Raw genomic sequence first — 14,413 nt, 5'->3', positions numbered from 1 at the left:
TTGGTTAGTTACGTTTTTGGGCCACGGGGTGGCTGTTCATTTGTTGGGCTGTTGGCTGTGCGACGTTTACGCGTGGACGGAGTCCACCCTACGTCGATCGAAGCCAGTGGCGGGTCACACCTTCAGGATGCGTTCGCCGCGGCCGATGCCGGAGCCGCCGGTGCGGACGGTCTCGAGGATGGAGGCGCGGTCGATGGCGTCGATGAAGGCGTCGAGCTTGCTCTTGGCGCCGGTCAGTTCGATCGTGTAGCTCTTCTCCGTCACGTCGATGATGCGGCCGCGGAAGATGTCGGCGGTGCGCTTGATTTCCTCGCGCTCCTTGCCGACCGCGCGCACCTTGAGCAGCATGAGTTCGCGCTCGATGTGCTGGCCCTCGGTCAGGTCGACCACTTTCACCACTTCGATCAGGCGGTTCAGGTGCTTGGTGATCTGCTCGATGATGTCGTCCGAGCCGGAGGTCACGATCGTCATGCGCGACAGGGTCGCGTCTTCGGTCGGCGCCACGGTCAGGGTTTCGATGTTGTAGCCACGGGCCGAAAACAGGCCCACCACGCGCGACAGGGCGCCGGCTTCGTTCTCCAGGAGAACCGAGATGATGTGTCTCATTTACAGGTCCTCCGAGCCGAGCAGCATTTCAGACAGGCCCTTGCCGGCCTTGACCATCGGCCAGACGTTCTCGCTCTGGTCGGTGATGAAGTTCATGAACACGAGGCGGTCTTTCATTCCAAACGCTTCTTTCAGGGAGCCTTCGACGTCGCCCGGCTTTTCGATGCGCATGCCGACGTGGCCGTAGGCTTCGGCCAGCTTCTCGAAGTCCGGCAGCGAGTCCATGTACGACTCGGAATAGCGCGAACCGTAATCGATCTGCTGCCACTGGCGCACCATGCCGAGGAAGCGGTTGTTGAGCAGGATGATCTTTGGCGTCAGGTGGTATTGCTTGCAGGTGGCGAGCTCCTGGATGCACATCTGGATCGAACCTTCGCCGGTGACGCAGGCGACCGTCGCATCCGGGTTGGCCATCTGCACGCCCATCGCATACGGCAGGCCGACGCCCATCGTGCCCAGGCCGCCGGAATTGATCCAGCGGCGCGGCTTGTCGAAGGGATAGTACTGGGCGGCCCACATCTGGTGCTGGCCGACGTCGGAGGTGATGAAGGCGTCGCCGTTCGTCACCTGCCACAGCTTTTCGATGACCGATTGCGGCTTGATGACGAGGTTCGAGTCTTCGTACTTCAGGCAGTCGCGCCCGCGCCATTCCTCGACCTGCTTCCACCAGGCGGCCAGCGGCGCGGAATTGGCACGCGTGCCGGCGGCATCGAGTTGCGCCAGGAATTCGGTCAGCACTTCCTTGACGTTGCCGACGATCGGGATGTCGACCTTCACCCGCTTCGAGATCGACGAAGGGTCGATGTCGATGTGGATGATCTTGCGCGGATGGCTGGCGAAGTGCTTCGGGTTGCCGATCACGCGATCGTCGAAGCGGGCGCCGATCGCGATCAGCACGTCGCAGTGCTGCATCGCCATGTTCGCTTCGTACGTGCCGTGCATGCCGGGCATGCCGACAAATTGCGCGCTGCTAGAGCGCGATCCGCCCAGGCCCATCAGCGTGTTGGTCACCGGCGCGCCGAGCTTCTCGACCAGGCGGTTCAGTTCGTTCGAGGCATTCGCCAGGATCACGCCGCCGCCGGCATAGATCATCGGACGCTCGGCGGTTTGCAGCAACTGCACGGCCTTGCGGATCTGGCCGGCGTGGCCCTTGTCGACCGGTTTATAGGAGCGCATCTCGATTTCGCGCGGATACTCGAACATGCACTTGTGCATGCTGATGTCCTTCGGGATATCGACCAGCACCGGACCCGGACGGCCGGTACGGGCAATGTAGAAGGCTTTCTTGAGCGTGGTCGCCAGTTCCTTGACGTCCTTGACCAGGAAATTATGCTTGACCACGGGGCGGGTGATGCCGACCGTGTCGCATTCCTGGAACGCATCCTGGCCGATCGCATGGCTCGGCACCTGGCCGCTGATGACCACCATCGGAATCGAATCCATGTAGGCGGTCGAGAGACCCGTGACGGCATTGGTGACGCCCGGACCGGAAGTGACGATGGCGACGCCGACGGTGTTCGAGCTACGCGAATAGGCGTCTGCCGCATGGACGGCGGCCTGCTCGTGGCGCACCAGCACGTGCTGGAATTTGTCTTGCTGGAAGATGGCGTCGTAGATGTACAGCACTGCGCCGCCGGGATAGCCAAAGACGTGTTTCACGCCTTCTTCGGCCAGGCAACGGACGACGATTTCAGCCCCGGTGATGGGCGCTGATGAAGCTTCGTTATTCATGAATCATTCCTTTCAAGACCCAGAGGGAGTTTGATCGGATGCCCGTTCCTAACGAAATACGGTTTGCCCCACAGCGCCTTCAGCTTCCCTTCTTTCTGCGGTCACGTCGAACTCCCGGATATCCATTGATACCCTTTGGAACGGCGCTGGGCGCAACTCGTTTGGCTGAGTGTCTGTAGCGGCTCGACGCATCTCTCGCGCTTGTGGCGCGGGTTGGAGCAAACTGCCTACAAATGAAAGCGTGTCATTGCCGAACAGGCCTTGTGTGCCGGTCTGGCTGACGGTGAAGCTTTGGGGGTGCAAAGCGTGAAGAACACCTTACTGCGTTGCACCATTTTGGTCAAGATAAAAAATTGAAAAGAGAATATGCACCGGTTGGGTGCGTGTGGGAAGAAGGATCGTGCGGTGCAGCGATGGGGTTGGCGCAGGCGTTGTGCGGATGGTGAACGCGTGGAGTCGGGAGCGGTTCGCCGCCCGCTCCATCCTACGATTCGTGGCTGTTCGTAGGGTGGACTCCCGAGTCCACGCGTACGTGCGGCGGTGAACCACCACCGCCTGAACTCGCCACTATCAGCGTTCCATCCCCCACTTGCGCACGGTCACCCGCTCCAGCGTCTGGAACACGATGTTCTCCACCGCCAACCCGATGATGATCACCGCCGCCAGCCCCGCGAACACCTTGTCGGTGAACAGCTCGTTACGGCTCTGGAAGATGAACCAGCCCAGCCCGCCCTGCCCCGAGGTGGTGCCGAACACCAGTTCGGCGGCGATCAGCGTGCGCCAGGCGAAGGCCCAGCCGATTTTCAGGCCCGACAGGATCGCCGGCAGCGCCGCCGGAATCAGGATCTGCAGCACGAAGCGCAGGCCGTTGATGCCGTAGTTGCGCCCTGCCATGCGCAGCGTGTCCGGCACCGCGCGGAAACCGGCGCTGGCGTTCAGGGTCAGCGGCCACAGCACCGAATGCATCAGCACCATGATCAGGCTGCCCTTGCCCAGGCCGAACCACAGCAGCGCCAGCGGCAGCAAGGCGATCGCCGGCAGCGGGTTGAACATCGAGGTCAGCGTTTCGATCAGTTCGCGCCCGACGCGGTTCGACACCGCCAGCCAGGTCAGCAGGAAAGCGCCGGCCACGCCCATCAGGTAGCCCTGGGTCAGCACCGCGAACGACACGCCGATGTAGCCGAACAGTTCGCCCGTGACGATGCCCTCGACCAGCGCCTTGGCGGTCTGCAGCGCGGTGGGCAGCAGCAGGTCGTTGTCGTACCAGCGCGCCAGCAATTCCCAGATCACGGCCAGCGCCAGCAGCATGCCGGCCTTGCGCAGCCAGGCGTAGCCGGTAAAAAGCGAAGAGCCGGGCGCGGCGCTACTTACCTGCGCTGCTGCGCCGGCGGCGGCAGGCGCAGCCAGCGCCAGCTCGTATTCGGGACGAATCGGGGGATCTCGGAAAGCGTTCATGCGTGGACAGTCAAAGGTGCGGAGTGGGACGGCGCCGAGGCCGGGCCGGTGTCGAACAGCAGACGGTGAATGCGTTCGTTGGCCGCCTGGAATTCGGCGCTGCCGGCGCTGCCCAGATCGAACTGGTGGCTGTTGAGTTCGGCACGAACGCGGCCCGGGTGCGGGCTCAGCAGCAGGATGCGGTTGCCCACGACCAGCGCTTCCTCGATCGAGTGGGTCACGAACAGCATCGTGAAGCCGATCTCTTCCCACAGGATCTGCAGCTGCTCCTGCATCGTGCGCCGGGTCAGTGCGTCGAGGGCGGCGAAGGGCTCGTCCATCAACAGGATTTCCGGCTGCATGGCCAGTGCGCGCGCAATCGCCACGCGCGCCTTCATCCCGCCCGACAGGGTGTGCGGGTAGGCATCGGCGAAGCGCGCCAGCCCGACCTTGCCCAGCCAGTGACGGGCGCGCTCGCGCGCATCAAGCTTCTTCATGCCGCCCGCCAGCATCGGGAATATGACGTTGTTCTCGACCGTCTTCCAGGGCGGCAGCTGGTCGAATTCCTGGAACACGACGATGCGGTCCGGCCCTGGCCCGACGATCGGCTTGCCCCCCAGGCGCAGGCTGCCGGCGCGCGGCGCGATGAAGCCGCCCACGGCTTTTAGTAACGTCGACTTGCCGCAGCCCGAGGGGCCGAGCAGCACGAAGCGATCGCCCCGGTGCACGTCGAAGCTGACGTTCTCGGTGGCGCGCACCGTGCCTTGTGCGCCTTCGTACTCGATCGTCACGTGCTCGGTGCGCAGCAGCGGGCCCTGGGGCGGCACGACCTGCAAAGGAGGCGCGTTTGTATCAACTCGCATCTCAACTCCCCGAGGCCAGTGCCGGATGCTCGAAGAAATAATCCTTCCAGCTGGCCGGCTTGTTCTTGATCGCGCCGACCTCGTGCAGGAATTGCGCCAGGCCCAGCGTGTTCTGCGGCGCCACCTTGAACTGCACCTTCGGATCCTTGATGACTTTCACCAGCAGCGCGCGGTCGATGCTGCCCTTGTTCACGCGCAGGTAGGCGTCGGCCGCCGCTTCCGGATTGGTGCTGGCCAGCTGCGCCGCTTCCACCAGCGCATCGATGAAGGCGCGGTAGGTCTTCGGATTGGCTTTCACGTATTTTTCGGTAGCGTACAGCACGGTCGCTGAACTCGGGCCGCCCAGCACCTGGTAGGAGTCGAGGACGATCTTCGCTTTCGGGTTGCCGGCCAGTTCCTGGTCCTGGAATGGCGGATTGCCGAAGTGGGCGTTGATCTCGGTGCCGCCGGCGATCACGGCGGCGGCCGCGTCCGGATGCGGCACGGCTTGCGTGAACCCGTCGAGTTTCTTGAACTGGGCCGGGCCCCACTGCCTGGCGGCCGCCATTTGCAGGATGCGCGCCTGCACCGAGACAGTCACTGCCGGCAGCGCGATGCGGTCTTTCGGGCGGAAGTCGGCGATCGATTTCACCGCCGGGTTGGTGCTGATCAGGTAGTACGGGAAATTGCCGAGCGACGCGACCGCGCGCACGTTCTGGCGGCCATTGGTGCGGTCCCAGATCGTCATCAAGGGACCGAGACCGGCGCCGACCACGTCGACCGAATTCGACAGCAGCGCATCGTTGACGGCTGCGCCGCCCGACAGCTTGACCCAGTCGACGTCGATGTCGACGCCATGCTTCTTGCCGTGCTTTTCGATGAGCTTCTGGTCTTGCGCGACATTGAGCAGCAGGTACACCACGCCGAACTGTTCGGCGATGCGGATCTTGCCTTCGGCCTGGGCGGCAGGTGCGGTGGCAACCAGCGAGGTGGCCAACAATGCAGCCGCAAATTCTTTAATTTTCAACATGGATTCTCCAGATTCAGAACGGGACGTCGCCCGCGATCGTGGTGCGATACAGCTTGCGGCGCTGTTCGGGCGGACAACCGGCGGCCAGGTGCATCAGCGAGCGGTTGTCCCAGAACACCATGTCATGCGGCTGCCACTGGTGGCGGTAGATGAACTCGGGCCTGGTGCTGTGCGCGAACAGGGCGTCGAGCAAGGCGCGGCTGCGTTCTTCCGGAATATCGAGGATGCGCGTGGTGAAATGCTCGCTGACGAACAACGCCTTGCGCCCCGTTTCCGGATGGGTGCGCACGACCGGGTGGCGCACCGGCACCACGTCGTCGATCTGCGCCTGGGTCAGCGCCGGGCGCCATGGATTCAATTTGCGCAAGTCTTCGTAGCGCGCCAGGTAGCTGTGCTCGGCCTGCAGGTTTTCCACTTCGCGCTTCAGGTCGTCCGGCAGGGTGTCCCAGGCCAGGTGCTGGTTGGAGAACAGGGTGTCGCCGCCATCCTGCGGCAATTCCTGCGCATGCAGCATCGAGCCCAGGCTCGGGGTGGCTTTGTAGGACAGGTCGGAATGCCAGTAATGGCCGGCGTCGCCCAGGCCGATCGGCTCGCCGTTTTCGCGGATGTTCGAGATCACCAGCACTTCCGGCGTGCCGGCCAGCTGGAACTGGCGCAGCACGTGGATCTGCAACTCGCCAAAGCGGCGCGAGAATTCGACCTGCTGGGCCGGGGTGATGCGGGTGTCGCGGAACACCAGCACGTGGTGGTCGAGGTGGGCGCGGTGCACGCGGGCGAGGTCGGCGGTGCCGAGCGGACGGGTCAGGTCGAGGCCGAGCACCTCGGCGCCGAGCGGGGCCTGGAGCGGGCGGATGTCGAAGTCCTGACGCAAGGATGTGACGAGAGTCGGATTATCGAGAGGCATGATGGCTGCGCTGAGTGGAAGTCAAAGTTGGATTCAGGTTATCCAGCCCGGATGGGCTTGAGAACGAATGATTCCGACTATGCTCATGCGTTTTTCGAAAGCCAACGCTGTACTGATGCGCGTCACTGATGAGCTTCACTGAGCAATTAGGGTGCAGGCGGAGGGGATTTTTGCTAGGATTCGTGAGTTTTCCATAAAGCACGGGCCAAGCATCCGGGCGCATCACCTTCCTTCATCGCATGGCGACAGACAAAGAACTAGGCGACTTCCTCGAGAATGTCGAACGGCGTGCCTTCAAGCAAGCCGTGTATGCGGTGCGCAAGGACGAAGCCGCGCTCGACATCGTGCAGGACGCGATGATCAAGCTCGCCGAGAAATACGGCGACAAGCCGGCCGCCGAATTGCCCATGCTGTTCCAGCGCATCCTGCAGACGACGATCCTCGATTACTTCCGCCGCGAAAAGGTGCGCAATACCTGGGTGAGCCTGTTCTCCGGTCTCGGCCGCCGTGGAAATGAGGATGAGGACTTTGATATACTCGATGCGTACGAAGCGGAAGAAGGATCGGCCGCGGCGGAATCCAGCATGGATCAGGTCGAGCGCGCACAGACCTTGCGCCTGATCGAAGCGGAGATACAAAAGCTCCCGGCGCGTCAACGCGAAGCCTTCCTTATGCGTTACTGGCAGGATATGGACGTGGCTGAAACGGCCGCGGCAATGGGGTGTTCGGAGGGCAGTGTCAAAACACATTGCTCTCGCGCTACGCATACCCTCGCCGATGCCCTGCGGGCCAAGGGAATAAAATTATGAATACCGACGACATCAACCTGGCGTACAAACTGCGCCACGCCCTGGACGAAAACCTCGACGCGCTGCCGGCGTCCACCACCGAGCGCCTGGCCGCCGCACGCGCGCTCGCGCTGTCGCGCAAGAAAGCCGACGCGCCCGCCGCGCACAAACGTCGCCGCTTCCTGAATATCGATTTTCATTTCTCCGGGGCGGGCCTCGGACGTCTGGGCGTGGCCATCCCCCTGCTGGCGCTGGTGGTCGGCCTGGGCGGACTGTACCAGTACGACCAGCAGCAGCGCATCGCGGAACTGGCCGAACTCGACGCGGCCGTGCTGGCCGACGAACTGCCGCTGACGGCTTACCTCGACCATGGCTTCAATGCCTACCTGGAGTCGCAACAGCGCCAGCAATGACGACACCCCCTTCCAAGCCCCGCCGATCCGGCTGGATAGCCGCGGTGGCGGCGCTGCTGGCCGTGTTCGCGGCGTGGCTCATCTGGCTGGTCTGGCATGACGAAGGAAGCGGCGGTCCCGATGGCGCGCGCAGTGCGGCCACGACCGCCAGCGTTCCCGGCACGCCTGCGAAGAACACGCGCCTTGCCGACAAGCCGCTGTGGCGCGACCTGACGCCGGCCCAGCAGGTCGCCCTGGCCCCACTGCATCCCGAATGGGATGCGCTGGATGGCGTGCGCAAGAAAAAATGGCTCGAGATGTCGCGCCGTTTCGGCTCGATGAACCCGGTCGAGCAGGGCCGCGTGCACGAACGCATGCGCCAGTGGATGCGCCTGACGCCCGAGCAGCGCGACCTGGCGCGCGAAAACTACAACAAGGCCCGTAAGCTCGCGCCCGGCGACCGCGCCGCCAACTGGGAAAGCTACAAGCAGCTCACCCCCGGCGAGAAACAGCGCCTGGCGCAATCGGCCGCGCGCAAGAACCCGGCCACGGCCACCAGTCCGGCGCCCGCGAACACCATCGTCGCTCCAACGAGCTGCCCGGCCGGCACCACGCGCCGCGGCGCTTCCTGCATCTCGTTGCAGGCGCCGGCCACGATCCCGGCCGCGCCGGCGATCACCCAGCCGGTGCCGGCGCCTGCCCCGGTCGGCTCGCCGCCACCCGCCTCGGCGCCGGCCGCACCGAGCGCGCCCGCCCCCACTGCCCAACCTGCCACCGCTCCCGTGCCATCGAATGCAAACGGCTAATCCCAGCGCAGCACCCGCCCCTGCCGTCATCGGCACCCCGACCGTCAGGCGCCGCGTCATCGCCATGGTGTATGAAGCCTTCCTGCTGATCGCGGTCGAGGCACTGGCGGTCTTCATCTACATTTTCGCCACCGGCAACCGCCAGGGGCCCGCCTACCGCGCCGGGCTGATGGTCTTCCTGTTCCTGGTGACGGCGGCCTATTTCGTGCACGCCTGGAGCGGCAGCGGTTTTACCTTGGCCATGAAGACCTGGCGCATCAAGGTGGTGAAAGTGGGCTCGGCCCGGGTGCCGTTCAAGAATGCACTGATCCGCTACCTGCTGGCCTGGGGCTGGTTCGCGCCGGCGCTGGTGGTCGGCTGGGTGCTCAACCTGCACCACGTCAGGGAGTGGGCGGTCGTGCTGAGCGTCGGGCTGGTGGCCTGGGGGGCGACGGCGTTTCTCGACAGGGACCGGCAGTTCCTGCATGATCGGATTGCGGGGACGAGGTTGATTGCGTTGCCGAAGGTGGGGAATAAAAAATAACGGCTGCGTTGAACGCTGCCTGGTTGCGAATGGTGTAACGCGTGGAGTCGGGACTCCACCCTACATTTGGTGGTTTTTCGTAGGGTGGAGTCCTGACTCCACGCGTTACAGCGCCTGAATCAAAACCGCTCGTACTCGGTCAGATACCGCCACTGCCCTTGCGGCAGCCCGCCCATCGACATCCGCCCCACGCGCAAACGCTTGATGTCGGTAACGGTCAATCCCACCGCCGCGCACATGTGTTCGATCTGGCCGGCGCGCATGCCCTTGGCGGCGAAGCGCAGGCGTCCTTCGCTTTGCCAGCTGACCTTCATCGGGTTGACCGGCTTGCCGCTGAAGGTGAGACCATGGTTCAGCAGCGCCAGGCCGCCCTCCCTGATCCCGCCTGACACCTCGACCACGTACTCGTGCTCGACGCGTTCGCCGTCGTCGAGCAGCTTGCGCACGACGCGGAAGTCCTGGCTGTAGACCAGCAGGCCGCTGGCGTCGGTTTCGAGCGGCGTGCACAGCGTCAGGCGCGCCAGGTGGCGCTTCAGAAAGCGCGGCTGGCCGTGGCCGCCGACGACCAGCGACTCGGGCGTGAGGCAATCCAGCGCCGTGATGCCGCGCACGCCGACGCCCGAATTCATCCCGGCCGGCTTGTGCAGCAGGATCGTCACTGGTGGCGCTTCGTCCATGCTGGCGCCCGGCAGCAGCGCCACGCTTTGCGCCGCTGTCACGCGCGCGGCGGGATCTTCGACCACGAGGCCGTCGACGCTGACGCCGCCGTTGGCGATGTAGCGCTCGGCTTCGGCGCGCGAACAGCTTGCCAGTTCGGCGACGCGCTTGGCCAGGCGGATTCCTTCCTTATTTGACGCCTCGGTCATGCCGCGCGCCAGTTCTGGAAGAAGGTTTTAAAGGCGCCGACGACGGTATCGACGTCGGCGCGCGACACGTCCAGGTGGGTCACCAGGCGCGTGCGCGGACCGATCGAGGCGCGGATGCCCTGCCGTGCCAGGTGCGCGCTCAGCGGTGCGCAGGCGGCGGCCGGAATGTCCATCCAGAAGATGTTGGTCTGCGGCGTACCGACGTTCAGCGCCTCGATCTCGCCCAGTCCGCGCGCCAGCAGCGCCGCGTTCTCGTGGTCTTGCGCCAGGCGGCCCACGTTGTGCTGCAGCGCGTGGTGCGCGGCCGCGGCCAGCACGCCGGCCTGGCGCATGCCGCCGCCGAGCATCTTGCGCCAGCGCTTACCCTGCTCGATGAACGCTTTGGGACCCAGCAGCACCGAGCCGACCGGCGCACCCAGGCCCTTCGACAGGCACACCGAGACGGTATCGAAGCCCTTCACGACGTCGCGCAACGAGACGCCCTGCTTCACGGCCGCGTTGGCGATGCGCGCACCGTCGAGGTGGGTGGCGAGGCCTTTCGCATGCGCCAGCGCCGTGGCGGCGGCGATGTAGTCCTGGCCGAGCACGCGCCCGCCGATCGTGTTTTCCAGCGCCAGCAAGCGTGTGCGGGCGAAGTGCATGTCGTCGGGCTTGATGTAGGCTTCGATGTCGGCCAGCGCGATGCTGCCATCGGGTTGGTTCGCGATCGGCTGCGGCTGGATCGAGCCCAGCACCGCGGCGCCGCCGCCTTCGTATTTATAGGTGTGCGCTTCCTGGCCGACCAGGTATTCGTCGCCGCGGCCGCAGTGGGTCATCAGGGCGATCAGGTTGGTTTGCGTGCCGCTCGGCGCGAACATGCCGGCCTCGTAACCGAACAAATCGGCCGCGTAGTCCTGCAGGCGGTTGACGGTCGGGTCGTCGGCGTAGACGTCGTCGCCGACTTCGGCGGCGGCCATGGCCGCACGCATGGCGTCTGACGGTTGGGTGACGGTGTCGCTGCGCAGGTCGATCCACTTCATGTTTTCGCTCATGGTCTCAGGTCGGCAATTCATTCGTGTCAGTTGAAACAGCGTCGGCTCGCTCTGCTTGCGAGGCATAGAAACGCTGGCCCATCTCTTCCAGGCCCAGCGTCGACAGCACTTCCTGCAGGCGTTCTCCCGGGCGGCGGCGCGGCAGGTTTTTATAGGTGGCCACGATCAGCTCGTTCTTCATCGAGTGCTCCCAGCCCACCAGTTCGGTGACGGTTACCTCGTAGCCATGGGCCTCCAATTGCAGGCAGCGCAGCACGTTCGTCACCTGGCTGCCGAACTCGCGCGTGTGGATCGGACGGCGCCAGATTTCGGTGAGCGGGCTTTTCAGGTCCCTGCCCTTGTTCTTGCGCAGCACCGACGCCACTTCGGCCTGGCAGCACGGCACCAGCACCATGTGCTTCGCCTTTTTCTTCAGCGCGAAATCGATGGCGTCGTCGGTGGCGGTGTTACATGCATGCAGCGCGGTGACGATGTCGATCGTCTCGGGGAGCTTGTCCGAGGTGGTCGATTCGGCCACCGACAGCGGCAGGAAGGACATGTTCGCAAAGCCCAGGCGCGCCGCCAGCTCGGTCGATCTGGCGACCAGTTCGTCGCGTGTTTCGATGCCGTAGATGTGCGAAGCATCTTGCAGGCCCTTGAAGAACAGGTCGTACAGGATGAAACCGAGGTAGGACTTGCCGGCGCCATGGTCGACCAGCGAGACCGTGCCCTTTTCCGCGCGCACGTCGTTCACGAGCGGCTCGATGAAGTTGATCAGGTGGTAGACCTGCTTCAGCTTGCGCCGGCTGTCCTGGTTCAGCCTGGCGTCGCGCGTGAGGATGTGCAGTTCCTTGAGCAGTTCGATCGACTGGCCGGGACGGACCTCGGGCGGCAATTCCGGTGCCGCGTCCGGTTTCTTGTCGGCGCGCTTCATGGGATCAGTGGTTCTTTTCGGCGGCGTGGTTGATCGTGTACTTCGGGATCTCGACCACCAGGTCTTCTTCCGCCACGATCGCCTGGCACGACAGGCGCGAGTTCGGCTCCAGGCCCCAGGCCTTGTCGAGCATGTCTTCTTCTTTTTCTTCCTGCTCGTTGAGCGAGTCGAAGCCTTCGCGCACGATCACGTGGCAGGTGGTGCAGGCGCAGACGCGGTCGCAGGCGTGTTCGATGTCGATGTCGTTCTCTAACATGACGTCGCAGACGGACTTGCCGGCGGGGGCGTCGAGGACGGCGCCGTCGGGGCAGAAGACCGGGTGGGGCAGGATGACGATTTGTGGCACGTTGTTACCTCTATAATAATTTATATCGTTTCGTATGCGCGGACGGCGGTGCGTAGGGTGGGCACCCGTGCCCACACGACGATACGCGGCGGCGAGATCATCGCGCACGATAACGGAGCCCGTACGTATCACCGCGTGGGCTCAAGAGCCCACCCTACGAAATCAAACCTCGTCCAGCGACTTGCCGGCCAGCGCCTGGCGCACGCTCTTGTCCATGCGCCGCGCGGCGAATTCTTCGGTGCCATGCGCAAGCGCCTGGACCGCGTCGTGCAGCGCATTCTGCCGCTGGCCCGGCTCCACTGTCGTATCGTTGGAACCTGCGATCGCATTGCGCACGTCCTGCAGCAGCGTGGATACCGACGCCTGCTCGGCCGTATCGAGCAGGCCGGCGTCGGAATCGAGCGCCGACTGCGTCGCCAGCAGGATGCGCTCGGCTTCGACCTGCTCTTCGCGCAGCGCGCGCATCTGCATGTCGACCTGCGCCGAGCTGTACGACTCCTGCAGCATGCGTGCGACGTCGTCGTCGCCCAGGCCGTACGACGGCTTGACGGTGATCGACGCTTCCACGCCCGAACGCGTCTCGCGCGCGGCGACCGACAGCAGGCCGTCGGCGTCGACCTGGTACGTGACGCGAATGCGCGCGGCGCCGGCCGCCATCGGCGGGATGCCGCGCAGCTCGAAACGCGCCAGCGAGCGGCAATCCGACACCAGCTCGCGTTCGCCCTGCACCACGTGCACGGCGAGTGCGGTCTGGCCATCCTTGAACGTCGTGAATTCCTGCGCACGCGCGCACGGAATCGTCGAATTGCGCGGGATGATCTTCTCGACCAGCCCGCCCATCGTCTCGATGCCGAGCGAGAGCGGCGTCACGTCCAGCAGCAGCCAGTCGTCGCCGGCGGCGCGGTTACCGGCCAGCAGATTGGCCTGGATCGCGGCGCCCAGCGCCACCACGCGGTCCGGGTCGATGTTCGCGTGCGGGATGGTGTGGAAAAATTCCGAAACGGTGCGCCGCACGTGCGGCATGCGCGTCGCGCCGCCGACCATCACCACACCGTCGACGTCTTCCACGCTCACATTCGCGTCGCGCATGGCCTTGCGGATCGCGTTCATGGTCTTGGCGACCAGGTGCCTGGTAATCTCGGCGAAGGTCTGCGCGGTGACGTTCACGTGCACCAGTTCGCCCGAGTTCAGTACGGCGTCGACCGTCGTTTCGTCGTTGGTCGACAGCAGTTCCTTGGCCTGGCGCGCCTTGACCATCAGGGTGGCGGTGTCTTCTTCCGACAGCGGCGCCAGCTTGGCTTGCTCGGTAATCCAGCAGAACAGGCGATGGTCGAAATCGTCGCCGCCCAGGGCCGAGTCGCCGCCGGTGGACAGGACTTCGAACACGCCTTTCGAGAGCTTCAGGATCGAGATGTCGAAGGTGCCGCCGCCCAGGTCGTAGACGGCGTAGACGCCTTCGGAACCGTGGTCGAGCCCGTAGGCGATCGCCGCGGCGGTCGGCTCGGACAGCAGGCGCAGCACGTTCAGGCCGGCCAGTTGGGCGGCATCTTTCGTCGCCTGGCGCTGGGCGTCGTCGAAGTAGGCGGGCACGGTGATGACCGCGCCGACCAGGTCGTCGCCGAGCGAATCCTCGGCCAGCTGGCGCAGGGTCGCGAGGATCTGGGCCGAGGTCTCGACCGGGCTTTTCACGCCGGCGACCGTGCGGATCTGGACCATGCCTTCGCCGTCGACGAAGTCGTAGGGCAGGTTTTCGGCGTGGGCAATGTCCTTCAGGCCGCGGCCCATGAAGCGCTTGACCGAGACGATCGTGTTCTTCGGATCGACCGTACGCTGCGCCTGCGCCTTGCGGCCGATGTGGGCGTTGCCGTTGGGGAGATAACGCACGACCGATGGCAGCAGTGCGCGGCCGTCCTCGTCGCTGAGCACTTCGGGAATCCCGCTGCGCACAGTGGCGACGAGCGAATTGGTGGTGCCCAGGTCGATGCCCACCGCCAGCCGGTGCTGGTGCGGCGCGGTCGACATGCCGGGTTCGGAGATCTGCAAAAGTGCCATGTTCGTGTTACCTGGTTGTTATTGTTTGATGCTGGTTAACCGTAGGGTGGGCACTCGTGCCCACGCGGATGCGGACGGTGAATACACGCGACATCCACCAGCACCATGTATCACGCGTCGCGGCTGCTCAGGAGCCGGACCGCGTGGGC

Annotated in this window: 15 protein-coding genes; 4 read left to right on the top strand and 11 right to left on the bottom strand. The window is 64.7% G+C overall.

All coding sequences use genetic code 11. The features are described 5' to 3' along the window. Positions 1-114: 114 nt before the first annotated feature. The 6 genes from ilvN to AC56LG_RS11120 all read right to left on the bottom strand — a co-directional run bounded on the left by ilvN (position 115) and on the right by AC56LG_RS11120 (position 6,547). Positions 115-606, bottom strand: a complete 492-nt coding sequence (ilvN, locus tag AC56LG_RS11145; RefSeq protein ID WP_192050554.1) for an acetolactate synthase small subunit — start codon at positions 604-606, stop codon at positions 115-117. Next, a complete protein-coding gene (locus tag AC56LG_RS11140; protein WP_497166169.1) occupies positions 607-2,337 on the bottom strand; it encodes an acetolactate synthase 3 catalytic subunit in 1,731 nt (576 codons plus the stop codon). It abuts the gene before it with no gap. A gap of 570 nt (positions 2,338-2,907) precedes the next feature. Beyond that, positions 2,908-3,792, bottom strand: a complete 885-nt coding sequence (locus AC56LG_RS11135; RefSeq protein WP_497166168.1) for an ABC transporter permease — start codon at positions 3,790-3,792, stop codon at positions 2,908-2,910. Next, entirely contained in the window at positions 3,789-4,634 is an 846-nt protein-coding gene (locus AC56LG_RS11130) for an ABC transporter ATP-binding protein (protein WP_497166167.1), read from the bottom strand. Before AC56LG_RS11130 ends, AC56LG_RS11135 begins: the two co-directional genes overlap by 4 nt. A 1-nt stretch (position 4,635) precedes the next feature. Further along, entirely contained in the window at positions 4,636-5,643 is a 1,008-nt protein-coding gene (locus AC56LG_RS11125; protein WP_497166166.1) for an ABC transporter substrate-binding protein, read from the bottom strand. Between the two features lie 13 nt (positions 5,644-5,656). Further along, positions 5,657-6,547: a TauD/TfdA dioxygenase family protein gene (locus tag AC56LG_RS11120; RefSeq protein WP_497166165.1), complete on the bottom strand. Its 891-nt coding sequence runs from the start codon at positions 6,545-6,547 to the stop codon at positions 5,657-5,659. Between the two features lie 239 nt (positions 6,548-6,786). Here AC56LG_RS11120 and AC56LG_RS11115 point away from each other — a divergent pair, with 239 nt between their 5' ends. The 4 genes from AC56LG_RS11115 to AC56LG_RS11100 are packed head-to-tail and all read left to right on the top strand — an operon-like array spanning position 6,787 to position 9,056. Next, entirely contained in the window at positions 6,787-7,356 is a 570-nt protein-coding gene (locus AC56LG_RS11115; protein WP_192050568.1) for an RNA polymerase sigma factor, read from the top strand. Then, positions 7,353-7,748, top strand: a complete 396-nt coding sequence (locus tag AC56LG_RS11110; RefSeq protein WP_497166164.1) for a DUF3619 family protein — start codon at positions 7,353-7,355, stop codon at positions 7,746-7,748. Before AC56LG_RS11115 ends, AC56LG_RS11110 begins: the two co-directional genes overlap by 4 nt. Then, a complete protein-coding gene (locus AC56LG_RS11105) occupies positions 7,745-8,533 on the top strand; it encodes a DUF3106 domain-containing protein (RefSeq protein ID WP_497166163.1) in 789 nt (262 codons plus the stop codon). Before AC56LG_RS11110 ends, AC56LG_RS11105 begins: the two co-directional genes overlap by 4 nt. Then, positions 8,520-9,056 (top strand): RDD family protein, encoded by a 537-nt coding sequence (locus tag AC56LG_RS11100; RefSeq protein ID WP_497166162.1) that lies wholly within the window; start codon positions 8,520-8,522, stop codon positions 9,054-9,056. The genes AC56LG_RS11105 and AC56LG_RS11100 overlap by 14 nt, the downstream gene beginning before the upstream one ends. A gap of 119 nt (positions 9,057-9,175) precedes the next feature. Here AC56LG_RS11100 and AC56LG_RS11095 read toward each other — a convergent pair whose 3' ends face one another. From AC56LG_RS11095 to hscA, 5 genes are all read right to left on the bottom strand, one after another. Beyond that, positions 9,176-9,922: an rRNA pseudouridine synthase gene (locus AC56LG_RS11095; protein WP_497166161.1), complete on the bottom strand. Its 747-nt coding sequence runs from the start codon at positions 9,920-9,922 to the stop codon at positions 9,176-9,178. Beyond that, positions 9,919-10,941, bottom strand: coding sequence for a low-specificity L-threonine aldolase (gene ltaE / locus AC56LG_RS11090; protein WP_497166160.1), 1,023 nt, complete (start codon positions 10,939-10,941; stop codon positions 9,919-9,921). The genes AC56LG_RS11095 and ltaE overlap by 4 nt, the downstream gene beginning before the upstream one ends. Positions 10,942-10,957: 16 nt before the next feature. Further along, positions 10,958-11,866 (bottom strand): class I SAM-dependent methyltransferase, encoded by a 909-nt coding sequence (locus AC56LG_RS11085; protein WP_497166159.1) that lies wholly within the window; start codon positions 11,864-11,866, stop codon positions 10,958-10,960. A 4-nt stretch (positions 11,867-11,870) separates the two neighbouring features. Continuing rightward, entirely contained in the window at positions 11,871-12,212 is a 342-nt protein-coding gene (gene fdx, locus AC56LG_RS11080; RefSeq protein ID WP_192050585.1) for an ISC system 2Fe-2S type ferredoxin, read from the bottom strand. A gap of 162 nt (positions 12,213-12,374) precedes the next feature. Further along, a complete protein-coding gene (gene hscA / locus AC56LG_RS11075) occupies positions 12,375-14,264 on the bottom strand; it encodes a Fe-S protein assembly chaperone HscA (protein ID WP_497166158.1) in 1,890 nt (629 codons plus the stop codon). Positions 14,265-14,413 lie beyond the last annotated feature (149 nt).

Source organism: Telluria sp. ZB2R32, from assembly GCF_059685715.1.
The sequence above is the reverse complement of the archived record's forward strand: the minus strand, read 5'-3'. Positions and strand labels throughout refer to the sequence as shown.

Excerpts from the sequence above, each read along its gene's own strand:
- ilvN (WP_192050554.1), bottom strand. The coding sequence starts at position 606 with ATGAGACACATCATCTCGGTTCTCCTGGAGAACGAAGCCGGCGCCCTG.
- AC56LG_RS11140 (WP_497166169.1), bottom strand. The coding sequence starts at position 2,337 with ATGAATAACGAAGCTTCATCAGCGCCCATCACCGGGGCTGAAATCGTC.
- AC56LG_RS11135 (WP_497166168.1), bottom strand. The coding sequence starts at position 3,792 with ATGAACGCTTTCCGAGATCCCCCGATTCGTCCCGAATACGAGCTGGCG.
- AC56LG_RS11130 (WP_497166167.1), bottom strand. The coding sequence starts at position 4,634 with ATGCGAGTTGATACAAACGCGCCTCCTTTGCAGGTCGTGCCGCCCCAG.
- AC56LG_RS11125 (WP_497166166.1), bottom strand. The coding sequence starts at position 5,643 with ATGTTGAAAATTAAAGAATTTGCGGCTGCATTGTTGGCCACCTCGCTG.
- AC56LG_RS11120 (WP_497166165.1), bottom strand. The coding sequence starts at position 6,547 with ATGCCTCTCGATAATCCGACTCTCGTCACATCCTTGCGTCAGGACTTC.
- AC56LG_RS11115 (WP_192050568.1), top strand. The coding sequence starts at position 6,787 with ATGGCGACAGACAAAGAACTAGGCGACTTCCTCGAGAATGTCGAACGG.
- AC56LG_RS11110 (WP_497166164.1), top strand. The coding sequence starts at position 7,353 with ATGAATACCGACGACATCAACCTGGCGTACAAACTGCGCCACGCCCTG.
- AC56LG_RS11105 (WP_497166163.1), top strand. The coding sequence starts at position 7,745 with ATGACGACACCCCCTTCCAAGCCCCGCCGATCCGGCTGGATAGCCGCG.
- AC56LG_RS11100 (WP_497166162.1), top strand. The coding sequence starts at position 8,520 with ATGCAAACGGCTAATCCCAGCGCAGCACCCGCCCCTGCCGTCATCGGC.
- AC56LG_RS11095 (WP_497166161.1), bottom strand. The coding sequence starts at position 9,922 with ATGACCGAGGCGTCAAATAAGGAAGGAATCCGCCTGGCCAAGCGCGTC.
- ltaE (WP_497166160.1), bottom strand. The coding sequence starts at position 10,941 with ATGAAGTGGATCGACCTGCGCAGCGACACCGTCACCCAACCGTCAGAC.
- AC56LG_RS11085 (WP_497166159.1), bottom strand. The coding sequence starts at position 11,866 with ATGAAGCGCGCCGACAAGAAACCGGACGCGGCACCGGAATTGCCGCCC.
- hscA (WP_497166158.1), bottom strand. The coding sequence starts at position 14,264 with ATGGCACTTTTGCAGATCTCCGAACCCGGCATGTCGACCGCGCCGCAC.